10 protein-coding genes are annotated in these 14,216 nt (G+C 71.0%); all 10 read right to left on the reverse strand.

Annotation, left to right across the window (positions count from 1 at the left end):
* Nucleotides 1-252: 252 nt before the first annotated feature.
* The 10 genes from IE260_RS27345 to IE260_RS27390 are packed head-to-tail and all read right to left on the reverse strand — an operon-like array spanning nucleotide 253 to nucleotide 13,898.
* Nucleotides 253-996, reverse strand: a complete 744-nt coding sequence (locus IE260_RS27345; protein WP_229881321.1) for a 4'-phosphopantetheinyl transferase family protein — start codon at nucleotides 994-996, stop codon at nucleotides 253-255.
* The gene (locus IE260_RS27350; protein WP_189876420.1) at nucleotides 981-2,360 is read right to left on the reverse strand and encodes a cytochrome P450; all 1,380 of its coding nucleotides are present in this window, start codon (nucleotides 2,358-2,360) and stop codon (nucleotides 981-983) included. Before IE260_RS27350 ends, IE260_RS27345 begins: the two co-directional genes overlap by 16 nt.
* A complete protein-coding gene (locus tag IE260_RS27355; protein ID WP_189876430.1) occupies nucleotides 2,357-3,490 on the reverse strand; it encodes a fatty acid desaturase family protein in 1,134 nt (377 codons plus the stop codon). The genes IE260_RS27350 and IE260_RS27355 overlap by 4 nt, the downstream gene beginning before the upstream one ends.
* Nucleotides 3,483-4,019 carry an Rv1443c family protein gene (locus IE260_RS27360; RefSeq protein WP_189876432.1) on the reverse strand — a complete coding sequence of 179 codons (537 nt, stop codon included), beginning with the start codon at nucleotides 4,017-4,019 and terminating at the stop codon, nucleotides 3,483-3,485. The genes IE260_RS27355 and IE260_RS27360 overlap by 8 nt, the downstream gene beginning before the upstream one ends.
* A complete protein-coding gene (locus IE260_RS27365; RefSeq protein ID WP_189876435.1) occupies nucleotides 4,016-6,727 on the reverse strand; it encodes an aminotransferase class III-fold pyridoxal phosphate-dependent enzyme in 2,712 nt (903 codons plus the stop codon). Before IE260_RS27365 ends, IE260_RS27360 begins: the two co-directional genes overlap by 4 nt.
* 7 nt (nucleotides 6,728-6,734) lie before the next feature.
* On the reverse strand, nucleotides 6,735-9,923 hold the full coding sequence (locus tag IE260_RS27370) for a type I polyketide synthase (RefSeq protein WP_189876437.1): 3,189 nt from the start codon (nucleotides 9,921-9,923) through the stop codon (nucleotides 6,735-6,737).
* The gene (locus IE260_RS27375) at nucleotides 9,920-10,180 is read right to left on the reverse strand and encodes an acyl carrier protein (protein WP_189876439.1); all 261 of its coding nucleotides are present in this window, start codon (nucleotides 10,178-10,180) and stop codon (nucleotides 9,920-9,922) included. Before IE260_RS27375 ends, IE260_RS27370 begins: the two co-directional genes overlap by 4 nt.
* Before the next feature lie 2 nt (nucleotides 10,181-10,182).
* Nucleotides 10,183-11,967: a fatty acyl-AMP ligase gene (locus IE260_RS27380; RefSeq protein WP_189876441.1), complete on the reverse strand. Its 1,785-nt coding sequence runs from the start codon at nucleotides 11,965-11,967 to the stop codon at nucleotides 10,183-10,185.
* Nucleotides 11,968-11,973: 6 nt separating this feature from the next.
* Nucleotides 11,974-12,972 carry an NAD-dependent epimerase/dehydratase family protein gene (locus IE260_RS27385; RefSeq protein ID WP_189876444.1) on the reverse strand — a complete coding sequence of 333 codons (999 nt, stop codon included), beginning with the start codon at nucleotides 12,970-12,972 and terminating at the stop codon, nucleotides 11,974-11,976.
* Nucleotides 12,969-13,898, reverse strand: a complete 930-nt coding sequence (locus IE260_RS27390) for an N-acetyltransferase (protein WP_189876446.1) — start codon at nucleotides 13,896-13,898, stop codon at nucleotides 12,969-12,971. The genes IE260_RS27385 and IE260_RS27390 overlap by 4 nt, the downstream gene beginning before the upstream one ends.
* Nucleotides 13,899-14,216: the final 318 nt, after the last annotated feature.

Here is a 14,216-nt window from a genome sequence, read left to right on the forward strand (position 1 = left end):
GCGACTATCGGCAGCAATTCCGCGCCTGGGCCGGCGCGGCCTCAAGCGGACGGACCGTGTCGCGGCGGTCGCACCGGCGAGGCATGGAGATCCGCCTTGAGCGGCTCCTGGATTCCGCCCTGTAGGTGAAGTCCGTGATCACCTGTAGGACGTGCCGTCGATCTGGGGGCGAAACGGTGACGTCGGTCGGGGTGGTCGGAGGGCGGGAGGCTCGGCGCCCGCGGTGGGGGATTCCGCGGACGCCGAGCCGGCTCAGAGGGCAGCGCCGAGGCCCTGGCCGATCGTCGGGTCGTGAGTGATCGGGGATGCGGTGGCAGCGACCGCGGCGATGACGATGCCCTCCCGGACGGCCCACCGGCCGGTGAAACACTGCAGGCGGACGTCCTTGATCCGGGGCCCGGGCAGAAGCCGTACCGAGAAGCTGCCTGCCGGCTGGATGACCACGTGGGCATCGCGGAAGCCGAGCCATCGGCCGGTGCGGGGGAACCACGCCTTGTAGGTGGCCTCCTTCACGCAGAACAGCAGCCGGTCCCAGTGCGTGTGGCCGTCCAGCGCCGCCAGGCTCGCCAGGTGGAGCTGTTCGACCTGCGAGGCGATGGTGCTGCGTACGGCTCGGGGCAGCGGCAGGTGCGGCTCGGCGTCGATGCCCAGCACTTCGACGTCGCCGGACCGTGCGGCGGCGGCTGCACGGTAGCCGCGGCAGTGGGTGATGCTGCCCAGAACACCTCGGGGCCATTGCGGAGCGTTGCGTGCGCCGGGGAGGAGAGCGGAGGGCGGAATACCGAGGTCGGCCAGCGCCTGCCGTGCACAGACCCGGCCGGTGGCGAATTCGGCCCTCCGCCCCGGGGCGGCCCGGGCTATGGCTGCCTGCTCCTCGGGAAAGAGCAGGGCCGGGTCGTGGTCGCCGTGGGTGTCCGCGTAGGCCACGACCGCAGGAAGCAGCCCTGCGAGCAGGTTCTCCCGGGCTGGTGCCGGAGAGGTCAGCTCTTCAGGCATACCCGCGCCTCCACGCCCGGGCTGGGGCGCAGGTTCACCATCAGGTGGGGACGTATGCGCTGGCCGGGCAGGAGTTCCACGCTGAGGCGCTGCGCGAGGACCGCCGTCAGCAGATGCCCCTCCATCAGAGCCAGGTGGCTTCCGGGACAGACGTTGCCGCCGGTGCCGAAGGGCAGGTAGGCGCCCTTGGGCAGGGCCCGCTCCCGGGACCGTTCGAAGCGGTCGGGGTCGAACGTTTCGGGGTCGTCGAACACCTCGGGCCTACGGTGCAGGCTGTAGGCGTTGATGAAGACCATGGTGCCCTTCTTCACCGTGTATCCGCGCAGCGTGGTGTCCCTGACCGCTTGCCGGGGGATCATGGACGCCGGCGGGAACAGCCGCATGGCCTCCTTGAACACCTGCATGCAGTAAGGAAGGCCGGCCAGGTCTTCGTGGCGTACGGTGCGCCGGCCGACCCTGTCCTCGATCTCCTGGTGCACGCGCTCGCGTACCTCGGGATGGGTGCCAAGCAGGTACAGCGTCCACGCCTGAGCGTCGGCTGACGTCTCCTGCGAGGCGCCCCAGGCGGTGAGGGCTTCGTCCAGCAGGAGACTGTCGGACATGCCGCTGCCGTCTTCGTAGCGGGTGCTCATCAGGTCACCCAGCAGATCGGCGGACTGGGTGTCGTGGCCGGCCGCGCGGCGTTCCTCGATGAACCGGGAGATCCAGGCCCGGATGGTGGCGATGTTCTCCCGCGCGCGGCGGTTACGTGCGGTGGGGACCCACAGGGGCAGGCCCAGCACGCTGGTGAGGGCGTGCATCTCCCACTCGAACGCCTCGGTGATGGCCCGGGCGAGTGCCTGGTTGTCGCGGGAGGAGGAACTGAACAGCAGCTGGGTGACGATGTCCATCGTCATGGAGTTCATCTCCGCGACGAGGTCGACCTCCTGCGGGGTCTTCCATTCCGCGATGTAGCGTTCGGCCTCGGCCACGATGGTGTCGGCGTACTTGGGTACCTGCCGGGGGGAGAGGTGCGGCAGGATGATGCGGCGCTGCCGGGCGTGCATCGGTCCTTCGCTGACCAGGAGTCCCTGGCCCATGAGCGGAGTCAGCGCCCGGGTCTGGCGGCGGCCACGGGCGTAGTCCTCGGCACGTTCGATGAGGACTTCCCGCACCGTGTCGGGTGTCGAGACCACGATCGCCGGACTCCGGCCGATCCGGAAACCGACGATGCCCTCCGGAGCCTTGGCGGACAGGCCGGCCAGCGCGGTGATGGTGTCCTGCTGGAGTTGCCGGGCGTGTCCGAGGAGAAGTGAGCCGCGGGCCTGCGGCGGTGCCGGAGCCGCGGCGCGTTCCAGCGGCAGACTGGGGCTGGTGGTGCTCACCGGGCGACCCCTTCCTTGACGTCGGCGGACGGGCTGCGGGCGGGGAGCAGGGTGCCCGCCTTCTGGTGCGAGCGCGACTCGCGGGCGAGCCGGCGCAGTGACGCGATCAGGCCGGGGCTCTCGGTGAGCCGGTAGGCGGAGTCCGCGGGCAGCTCTGCCACGAGCCGGTCGTGAGCCGCCTGGTAGTTGTGGTACGGCAGTCCCGGCATCAGGTGGTGCAGGGCGTGCAACCGCAGGCCGACCGGCGCCCACAGTTCGGTGAGCAGACGGCGCCGGGGATGGTTGACGGTGTCCATCATCTGCTCGACGACGGACATCTCCTCCTCGTCGCCCAGGTAGCGGTGAGCGGCCAGCAGTCGCGCCGAGTTGATCACGGCGACGGTCGCGAACAGGGCGCACCACTGCCAGATTCGGCCGGCCGACATCACCCCGGTCGCCGCCAGGGTGATCGCCGCGGCGACCCACGCGAGGCAAGCGGCCTCCTGCAGCCGCCAGTTGAGCTTCTCGTCGTCCCGCGGCATGCGGCCTTCGTAGTCCAGGTCGATCTTCAGCGACGACAGGTTCCGGTACAGGTAGCGGCGTACGCCCGGCACGAACCACGACACCGGTGTGACCACGGCGAACCGGTACGGCCCGAACAGCGGCAGGACCAGTGGCAGCACGAGCAGCTGGACACTCGCCCAGGGGGACATCCTGGCCAGCGGGAGATACTCGGCGTCCTGACCGGTCCCGTACAGCCGGCGGTTGTGGTGCTCGCCGTGACAGTCGTACATGAACACCGGGACGAGCATCGGGATGCCGAAGAGTATGTTCCACCCGGCGCGGAACCGGTTGAAGGACTTCTTGGCGCGGAAGTGGGCGATCTCGTGGATGAACGCGAAGCAGCGGAAGACCGCGAACACGGACACCACGAAGGCGAGGACGCCGCCCGGGGTGAAGCCGCCCAGCGGGCCGACCGCCCAGAAGGATGCCACCGCCACCGCGTAGGAGCACAGGAAATCGGTCCAGTAGATGGCCATGCGCGGCTTGAACAGCCCGTGCAGGACCCGGTGGGCCTGCTGCACGGAGAACTTCCGCATCGCCTGCTGGATCTCCGGGGCCCAGGGGATGTCGGCCACACGCTCAGACACGCGAGTCCCCTTCCCTGCCCGCGCGGCGCGCGTGCTCGGCGTAGTGCTGCTGGACTTTGCGGTGCCGGTGGGTGAACAGACCGCCCATGGCCCGGCGGAACGGGGCCCGCACGGGCCGCATGTGGGGACGCAGGAGATAGGAGAGCCGGTCGGTGAGCCGGGCGCCGCCGGGTATCTCGTCGATGATGCGTTCGTGCTGCCAGACCTTGGTGCAGGAAGTGGTCGAGCGCTCCAGGAACCTGCGTCCTTCCTCCCGTTCGGCGATGACGATGTCGTCGAAGTCGATGGGCAGCAGCCCGCCGAGGAAGATCCACGACTTGCCGAGCGAGGAGCCCAGCGGAACCTGCCGGATGGAGGGGTCGCGCCGCAGCTCCCGCGGCAGCGTCATCCGCATGTACGGCAGCAGTTCCAGATTGACCCCGCTCATGCTGGTGACGTTCGTCCACAGTTCCTGAGGGTCGACTCCCGGCAGACGGGAAGTGCGCACGACCTGGTCCCAGGAGGCGGGCACGGGGGAGGGGGCGCTCATCGCTGCCCCCCTTCCCGCTCACTGGTGTCCGCCTCCGGCCCTGCGGGAAGGTGGAGCCGGTACCCGAGCCGCACCGCGTCCTCGCGCAGCGCCCGGACCAGGTCGGTCGACAGCCTCTCGCCGTGACTGACCACGGGGTCCGCCAGGCGGTGCGCCGCGATCATCGTCTCGGCGGTGCAGGCGTAGGTGACGCCGTCGGGCAGGCCGAAGGCGATGCCGGTGTCCTGGTCGCCGGGCATGCGGATCAGACCGCCGGCCACCACCAGGACGTCGGGGCGCTCCTTGCGTACCTCGTCTCCCACGTTGGGAGGCTGGGAGACGTCGCACACGGCGGCGTGGGGGCGCAGCAGTTCGGGGCGGACGATCTGGTCCGGTGTCGAGGTGGCGGCCAGCACCAGCTGAGCGCCGGGCAGGACGGACTCGGCGTCCAGGCTGCAGGAGAGTTCGCCGGTGCCGGCGAGTTCGCTCACGATGTCGGCGACGGCCGTGCCGCGCTTGCTGCGCAGCAGGACGGCCTGGGCCAGGCCGCCGTGCTCGGGGCTGGGCGGGAGGGATGCCAGGTGTTCCACCACTGCCGCGGCGACGTCGGCCAGTCGCCGCCGGCTGCGTTCGGGGTGCGCCGGGTTCCCGACCAGGACGAGCCGGCCGACCTGCTCGGCCAGCAGCAGGCTGGAGGCCCTGCCGATCGCGCCGGCAGCGCCGAGGACGACCGTGTTCGCCGAGCCGGCCGGGGTTCCCTGACGCCGTGCCGCCTCGAGCAGGCCCTCGACACCGGCCGCCACGGTGAAGGCGTTGCCCGTGGTCACAGGAACGCCGTGGTCGTCGATGGCGGTGGCGTTGCCGGTGACCACGGACGTGTACGCGCCCAGGCCGACGAGCTGGGCGCCGCGCTTCACGGCCTCGTCGACGGCCTGCTGGACGAGTTCGGTCGCCTGCTCGGCCGGCATGTCCAGCAGCCTCTTCGCCCCGTAGGGGAGGGCGAAGACCTCACCGTAGGAGGTCTCGCCGTTGTCCGTGTGCACGCGGCAGGCGCCGACGAACATGGCGGCGGGCGTGTCGACGTTGCGGCACTGGTTCATCCGGTCGAACAGGACGCGGACCTGTTCGCCCGGCAGGCCCAGCCGTTTGTCGTAACTGGCGTAGCTGGCCAGGTCGGTGGGGTGAGCGATGAACGCCCACCGCGGCTCGCCGGGGCGCGGGACGACGGGCCACGCCCGGGAGTCGCCGTGGGCCGCCGTCGGCACGGGTGCCGGACTGGCCGGCCGGCCGGCATCGTCCCTGTCCGCCGGTGCGACCTGCCCGGGAAGAAGATGCCGGAAGAAGCGGCGGCTGTCGCCGGCTGCGATGACCTCCAGGCCGCGGCGCAGGGCCTCGAGCAGCTCGGTGCACTCCTGCTCGGACACCGTGAGCGGGGGCTCGATGCGCAGGACGCTGTTGGAGAAGTAGGTGGGCGCGAGCCGTATTCCTTCGTTGCGCAGCAGGTAGCCGCACAGGAAGCCGGCCAGCCCTTCCTGGTCGGCCAGGGAACGGAAGAGGCCCTGCTCGGGAAAGACCGCCGGGTCGGTCGTCAGTTCGACGCCCAGCAGCAGCCCTTGGCCGCGCACCGCGGTGACCAGGTCCGGATGGTCCGCCTGCACGGCCTCCAGCCCGGTGCGAAGCTGCTCGCCTCGTTCGGCCACCGCACGCACCAGGGCCTGGTCGTCCTCGGTGAGCAGTTCGAGGGCGCGCAGGCTGACGCGGGCGCAGAAGGCGTTCCCGCCGAAGGTGGAGGTGTGCCGCAGCCCGAAGTCCTCACTGAGCGAGGACTCGCCGAACAGCACGGCGCCTGCGGGAACGACACCGCCGCCCAGAGCTTTCGCCAGCGGCATGATGTCGGGGACCACACCGGTGTGCTCGCAGGCGAACAGCCGCCCGGTGCGCCCGAGGCCGGTCTGCACCTCGTCGATCACCAGCCGGGCGCCGTGCCGTGTGCACAGTTCCCTGGCGGCCGTCAGGAACGCCGCGGAGGCGGGATGGATGCCGCCCTCGCCCTGGACCGTCTCGACCAGGAAGGCGGCGATGTTCTCGCCCTGTTCCGAGAAGAGCGTGGCCAGGGCGTCGACGTCGTTGAACGGCACGTGGGCGAACCCGGGCATCGGAACGCCGAACGGCTCCTGGTAGCGGGGACGTCCGGTGGCCGACAGGGCTCCGAGGGTCTTGCCGTGGAAGGAGTTCCTGGTGGCGACGATCAGGGGCCGTCCGGTGGCGGCGCGGGCCAGCTTGATGGATGCCTCCACCGCCTCAGCACCGCTGTTGCACAGCCACACCTGGGTGAGCCCCGGCGGGGCGGCGGCCACCAGCCGTTCGGCCAGGGCCGCGGCGGCTCCCTGCACGGAGGGCTGGGTCAGGCTGGGCTCGCCCGACTCGCGGACGGTGTCGACGGCGTCCCAGATGCGGGCGGGGTTGTGCCCGAACGGCAGGGCGCCGTAGGCACCGGCGAAGTCGAGGTAGCTGTTGCCCTGGGCGTCGTACAGGCGGGTGCCGGAGCCGCGCACGTAGGTGATGTCGAGGCCGAGGCCGTCGAGGGTGCGGGCGATGTAGGGGTTGACGTGCTGCCGGTATCGTTCGCTTGCCGTGTCGCGGGCCGCCATGCCCAGGAGTCGGCGCCGCAGCTCCGCCCGTTTGTCCTCGGTGTCCGGCGGGGCGGGGGTGTGAAGCTGGCCGGTCATGTCATGATCACCATTCTTCGCGGGTTTCGAGATCGTTCAGCAGTCGGGTGACTTCCTCTTCCGACAGCTCGTCGATGTTCTGCAGGGCGCGGCGTGCGTCGTCGGCCGTGGTCACGCGGTGTTCCGGGCCGGCGATGCGTTGGGCGATCTGCCGCAGGCTCTTGCCTTCGGTGAGCGCCGTGAGCGGGATCGCGCGCCCGAGCTGGTTCTCCAGCCGGCTTTTGAGCTCGACGAACACGACGGACTCGACGTCCAGGTCTCGTGTCGGCTGGTCCGGGCGGATCGCGGAGATGCCGACGCCCAGCGCCGACGCCACGTGCCGCACCAGGAGGTCGAGGACACCGGACTCCGACTCGGAGGCGGCCGCAGAGGAGGTCGTGGGCATCGACGGGGCCTCTGCGGCCGCAGTCTGGGGAGCTTGTTCCGGCTGGGACGGCGACGGTACGCCGGGTATCCAGTGGCTGGTGCGCTGCCACGGGTAGGAAGGCAGCGAGGGGTCGTGCTGGGCGGGCCCGGGGTGCAGTGCCTTCCAGTCCACGGGGCAGCCGGACGCCCACAGGTCACCCACCGTGGTCCACAGAGCCGTGGTCTCGTCCTGGTCGCGTCGCAGCGTCGGCACGGCGACCCCGTGCTGTGCGCTGTCGCGCAGTGCCCGGCGCAGGTGTGGGGTGAGTGCGGGGTGCGGGCCGATCTCGACGAAGCCGGTGACTCCGTCGGCCAGCATCTGCCGCACCACAGGCTCGAAGAGAACAGGCTGCGCGGCGTTGGCGGCCCAGTGCTCGGCAGTCAGATCCGCACTGTCCAGCCGGCCGCCGGTGGTGGTCGAGTAGAGCGGAGTGTGTGCCGCACCGGCGGGCCGCAGAGTCTCGAGCGCTGCACGCACCGATGCCGTGACCGGCCCGTCCAGGCCCGGGCTGTGGAAGGCGTAGTCCGTGTCCAGTGCCGTCGGACGCCAGGGCGCCAGTTCCGGCCGGATGTCGTGCATGAGGTCCGCCGGCCCGGCGACGACCACGACGTCCGGTGCGTTGTAGGCGGCGATGCCCACTTCGGCGAACCTGCTGTTCCCGGCCGTCGCGGCATCCAGGACGGCCTGCACCTCCTGCGCGGGGGCACGCACGGCGACCATGGCTCCGCCGGCCGCATGCCGGTGCAGTGCTTCGGACCGGGCACGCAGGACGGCCACCGCGTCGGCCCGGGTGATCGCCCCGGCGGCGACGGCTGCCGCGACCTCGCCGACGCTGTGCCCCGCCACCGCCACCGGCGACACACCCCAGGCGCGCAGCCGCTCGGTGAGCGCCGTTTGCAGGGCGACGATGGCCACCTGCGCGAACCGTGTGTCGCGCAGCGCCTCACCGCAGCGCGGGCCGCCGAGCGTCTCCAGGATCCGGGGGCCTTCGAACCGAGCCAGCTCCTCGTCCCACCGCCCGAGCTCCTCACGCACCGTCGCGTCCCGCTCCGCCAGCCGGACGCCCATACGGGGCCACTGCCCCGACTGCCCGGAGAACACGAATGCCAGTCGCTGCCGGGTCGCCGGACGGGCATCCGGGTCCAGGCCGGCCTGAGCCCTGCTCAAGGCCTCGGGCAGGTCTTCGAGCCGGGCTGCGGCCACGGCCGTGCGCACCGGGTGGTGGGCCCTGCGCCGCGACACCGCACCCACAACGGTCGCCAAACGGGCCGGAGTTGCCTCGCGGACCGCGTCGGCCACGGCGCGGGCGTACGCGGCCAGTGCCGGAGCCGAACGCGCGGAGAGCGGCAGCAACACGGCGCGCTCAGGCACGGGCCGCTGCGGTGTGCGCCCCGCCCGTACCGACGGCAGTGCGTCGGGATGCGCGAGGATCATGTGGGCGTTGCTGCCTCCGAAACCGAAGGAGCTGACGGCAGCGTAGCGCCGCTCGGCAGGCGCCCACGGTTCTTCCTCGCGGGCGATGGCGAACCGCCGGCCGTCCAGTCCGATGCGCGGGTTGACCTGCCCGATGTTGATCTGAGGCGGCACGGTGCCGTGCCGCAGTGCGCCCATCGTCTTGAGAACCGAAGCCACTCCTGCGGCGAACTCCAGATGCCCCAGATTGGCCTTGACCGAGCCGAGCCAGCAGGTGGGGTCCCCGGCTGTCGCCCCGTAGACCTCACGCACGGCCGTGTACTCCATCGGGTCGCCCAACGGCGTGCCGGTGCCGTGCATCTCCACGAACGTGACGTCCGAGGGGGCCAGCCCGGAGGCCTTGAGGGTGGCGTCCAGCAGTGCGGTCTGCGCGGCGGGCGAGGGGGCGGTCAGTCCGTTGGTGGAACCGTCCTGGTTGGTGCCGGAGGCCAGGACGACCGCCTCGATCGGGTCGCCGTCCACCAGGGCGTCGGACAGCCGCTTGAGCGCCAGGATGCCGATGCCCTCGCCGCGGACCATGCCGTCGGCGTCGGCGGCGAACGCCTTGCAGCGCCCGTCCGGAGCCATGGGCAGCGCTCGCCCGGTGAGGGTCATGGACAGCGGCGACAGGATCAGGCTGACACCTCCGGCGAACGCCTGCCGGCATTCACCCGCGCGCAGGCTCTGGCAGGCGAGGTGCAGGGCGACGAGCGAGGAGGAGCAGGCGGTGTCCACGGTGAGGCTGGGGCCACGGAACCCGAACTCGTACGAGACCCGGTTGGCGATCAGGCTGCGCGCCGTTCCGGTCACCAGGCGGCTTCCCACTTCGTCGCCGGCGGCCAGAGACGACGTCAGGTAGTCCTGGTGGCCGACGCCCAGGAAGACGCCGGTGGGCGTGGCCTTCATGCTCGCGGGCGTCCAGCCGGCGCGTTCGCCCGCCTCCCACACGTGCTCCAGCGTCAGGCGCTGCTGCGGATCCATGTGCGCGGCCTCGGCGTCGGAGATGCCGAAGAAGCCCGCGTCGAAGCGGTCCACGCCGTCGATGAGCGCGGCGTGCCGGGGAATGCGGGCGAAGGCTTCGTCGTCCCAGCCGCTGAAGTCGATGCCGTTCCACCGTTCGCCGGTCAGCGGGCGCACGGTGTCCCGGCCCTCTCGGAGCAGCCGCCACAGTTCCTCGGGACTGCTGACGCCCCCCGGGAGGCGGCAGGCGGCGCCCACCACGGCGACGGGCTCGTTGCCCGCCTGCAGCATGCCGCGCAAGGAGGCCACCTCGTCCCGCAGCCGGCGCACCGTCTCCTCGTGGCTGCCTGGCACGTCGTCGGTGTGCGGCCCGGTCATGGCGTCCGCCCCGCGAGATGCCGGGCGAGCTCCGTCACCGACACGTGCTCGAAGAACTCCTCCGTGCCCACCTCGCGCCCGAGCTCCTCCGAGACCTGCGCCGACACGGCGATCAACCCCGCGGAGTCCAGACCCAGGTCGGTGAACCGGGCGTCCTGGTCGATGTCCTGAGGGTCGACCTCCAGGTCGTCGGCGATGGCGCGCACGAGCACCGCCTGGATCTGCTGCTCGAGCCCTGTCACCTGTGCGTTCCCCACGTTCATGCTCCCTTCACGGCCTTGTCGCTGTGCCAGACAGCGAGCGGTTTGAATTCGCCTGCCTCCCAGCGCCGGGCGGCCTCGCGGCGCTGTACCTTGCCGCTGGTCGTGCGCGGCACCGAGCCCGGCCGGAGGACTGCCACAGCGGTCACCGGAAGGCCGTGCACCTCGGTGACGGCGCCCCGGACCGCCGTGGCCACCGCGTCGTGGTCGATGTCCCGGGAGTTGTAGTCGCCGGTTTCGGCCAGGAGCACGACCTGGACGAGTCCGGGGTCGGTGGCATCGGCGATGCCGAGGGCCGCCGCTCTGCCGACGGCCGGGTGGGCATCCTCCGCGGTGGCCTCGACGTCCTGCGGGTGGTGGTTGACGCCGTGGTGGACGATGACGTCCTTGCGGCGGCCCACGATGTGGAGCTGGTCCGCGTACCAGACCCCCAGGTCTCCGGTGCGCAGGTACGAGCGCTCCGGCTCGCCTTCGATCCGCGCCCCGAACGTCTGCGCCGTGGCCTGTTCGCGCTGCCAGTAGCCGCCCGCCACGCTGGGCCCGCTGACCCAGATCTCGCCTACCTCGCCGTCCGGCATCCGCAGGCGCCGCTCCGGGTCGACGACAGCGACGTCGGTGTCGTCGGTGAAGGCGCGTCCGCAGCCGACGAGCGTGACGGCGGGTCCTTCCTGCGCCGGGCAGACCCTGCCGGCCCGCAGCTGGGCTGCGGAACTGTCGGTGAACGAGGGGTCGGCCTGGTGGTCGAGCGCCGTCACGCACAGGGTGCCTTCGGCCAGCCCGTACACGGGCATCAGCGCGCTGCGGCGGAAGCCGTAGGGTGCGTAGGCTTTGGCGAACTCTTCGACGGTCCTGGGCCTGACGGGTTCGGCTCCGCTGAGCGCGTGCCGCAGGCTGGACAGGTCGAGTCCTTCTCGTTTGCCCTCGGGGATCTTGCGCACGGCTGTCGCGTAGCCGAAGTCAGGAGCGATGGTGATGGTTGCCTGCGTGCGGGAGATTTCCCTCAGCCAGGAGACGGGGCTGCGCAGGAATCCGGCGGGAGTGGTCATGTGCACGGTCATCCCGGCATAGACAGGGTGGCAGATCATGCCGATCAGGCCCATGTCGTGGAAGAGCGGCAGCCAGCCGACCGCGGTCTGTCCCGGCCCGGAGCCGAGGTTCCGCGCCAGCCCGGCGGCGTTGTGCACGAGGTTGGCGTGGCTGACCATCACGCCTTTGGGCTCGGAGGTCGACCCCGAGGTGTACTGCAGCAGCGCGAGGTCGTCCGGCCGGGCCAGCGGCGCCGACAACGGTGCGAGGTCCGCCGCCGCGGCGGTGCGTGGATCCAGAAGCAGAGGGCGCAGCCCCACCTCGGCACTGAGCTGCTCGAACCGGGCATGCAGGGATGTGTCGGAGATGACCGCTGCGGGGCGGCAGTCTCCGAGGATGCGCCGCGTGCGCAGGTCGTAGTTCCGGCCCGCGCGGGTGGTGGACAGGGACGGCGGGTGGAAGGTGACGGCCACGGCGCCGGACAGCACGCACCCGAAGAAGGAAGCGACGTAGTCCAGCCCGTTGGGAAGGGCGATCAGTACGAAGGGACGCGCATGCCTGTCACCCGCCAGCGGGGCCAGCAGGGAACCGAGGCGCCCTGCCCGCTCGTAGAGCTCGGCGTGGGTGTGGCTCCCCTGCGAGCCGGCCGTGTCGAAGTACGCGATGGCGCAGCGGTCGGGACTCGTGTCGGCATGCCGGGCCAGGACGTGGCCGAGCGTGTCCGCCGCAGACGGCAGCGACGGTGATCCGGTGGGCATGGGCGGTCAGTCCCCCTCGTCGAGCCACCGGGCTACGGCGGCGATGGAATCGTGCAAGCCTGTGGGGCGCAGCCCGAGTTCCTGCTGCGCACGCGTGGTGTCGTAGTAGAGCTGCCGGACCATCAGCGCCGTGTTCTCCGGAACGATGAAGGGTGACTTCATCGGGTCCCGGAACAGCGCGCCGACCGCCGCCCCCGCCAGGCCGGCCGCGTGAACGAGCGGTGTGGGTACCTGGAATCGGGGTTCCCGGGCACCGACCACGTGGCAGATCTGACTGATCAGCTCGCGGTAGGAGAGGTTGGCGGACGCGACGATGTACCTGCGGCCGTGCTGCCCCTTGGCCATCGCTGCCCGCATGCCCTGCACCATGTCCTCGATGGCGCACATGGCCAGACCGCCGGCCGGGTAGGCGCGCATCCGTCCGCGCCGCACGTTGTCGACGAGCATGGCCCAGCCGTACGTGGGGTGGCTGTAGGGAGCGATGACGGCCCCGAGGTTCACCATGACGACCTCGGTGCCGGTTGCGTCGGCGGCGCTCAGCGCAGCCCGTTCCCCGGAACGTTTGGTGAGCATGTAGCTGTTGCGCGTCACGGACCGGGCGACGTCGAAGTCCTCGTCGGCGAGTTCTCCGGGCCGCGGGTATCCGATGGCCGAGATGGACGAGGCGTACACGACGCGGCGCACCCCGGCCTCGCCCGCGGCGCGCACCACGTTGCCCGTACCGCGGACGTTGACCTCTTCCATGAGGCGGTGGAGCCGGTTGAGGGTGACGGCGACACCGGCGAAGTGGTGCACCTCGTCGATGCCCTGCATGGCCCGGCCCAGCGCCTCGGCATCGCGGATGTCGGCGTAACGCGGCTCGAAGTGCCCCATGTGGCGGGCCAGGCCGCCCGGGCCCTCGCCCTGTCTGAGCAGGGCCACGATGTCGTCACCGGCCTCGATCCGTTGCCGGGCGAACGCGGAGCCGAGGCTGCCGGAGGCCCCGGTGATCAGGATGCGTGTCACGCGGCCAGTGCCTTTCCGTAGATGGCGTAGGAGCGGGCGGGGCGGGCCCCGGACAGGGCCATGTAGGCGCGGCTCTGCCAGTTGTGCTCGTGGACCCAGGTCGTGTGAACCGCCCGATACGGTGGGATGCCGCCCAGGCCGACGCGTCCGATCTCGCCGGCCAGGACCCGGCCTATGCCCAGGCCGTCGACCTCCGGCCGGACGCCGATCATCAGCACGGTCGCACCGCTGATGCGACGCTTCAGGAAGGGGTAGCGCAGCAGGAAGGCGGGCCCGGCCCGGCCGTTCGTGGCAGCCAGGACCTCGTTGGCGTCGGCCATGAGCATGCTGAAGCCGACGGCACGGCCGTCCAGTTCGACGAAACGGGTCAGACGCGGATCGAGGAACTGCTTGATCTCGTCGGTCTGGAAGCCGAGAACCTCCCGGCTCATGGGCACCATGTCATGGTTCTCGCGGAAGGACGCGCTCATCAGCTCGTGGATCAGGTCGATCTCCTGTTCCCAGCGAGCCGGCTGGAGAGAACGCACCCGCAGGCCGTGCCTGGCGACCATGGACTCTCCGCGCCGCACCAGCCGGCTCAGCTGCTCGTGGTCGCGGTCGGCGTGCCAGCTGTAGGTGTCCATCCGGAAGTCGACCTGAAGCCCCGCGGCCGTGAGCAGGTCCGCGTAGTACCGCGGATTGTGGGGCTGGAAGGCCGCTGGGCGGGTGCCGTGGCCGTCGACCAGCAGCCCGAACTCCTGGGTGGAACAATAGGAGTGAGGGCCCGTCAGGCGCGTCATGCCACGCTCCTCAACCCACCGGGCGGCCGCGTCCAGCAAGGCGCCGGCGACCTCCTGGTCATCGACGCTCTCGAACCAGCCGAAGTACCCGTGCGGGCCGAAACGCTCGACATGGGCGGGGTCGATGCTCGCGGAGACCCGGCCCACGGTGCGCCCGCTACGGTCGCGCGCGATGAAGTGCTCCGCCTCGGCTTCCCGGAGGTACGGATTCCGGTCCGGACTGACGAATCTCCGCAGATCCGAAGTGAGAGGTGCGACCCAGTTCGGATCGCGACGGTGAAGCCGTATCGGGAACTTCAGAAAGGCATCCATCATGCGCGGTCCGCGCACCGGGAGTACGGAAATCAACATGCATCCTTAAAGGAGTCTTCGAAGAGTACGGCACTCCCGAAGCGAACGCACAGCGGTCAGTTCGACCCGCCCAGGAGGCCTTTACGAGTGGCCGATAGTGGGCGGGTCGGCGGC

The sequence above is a fragment of the Streptomyces viridiviolaceus genome, assembly GCF_014650995.1.
Taxonomy (GTDB): domain Bacteria; phylum Actinomycetota; class Actinomycetes; order Streptomycetales; family Streptomycetaceae; genus Streptomyces; species Streptomyces viridiviolaceus.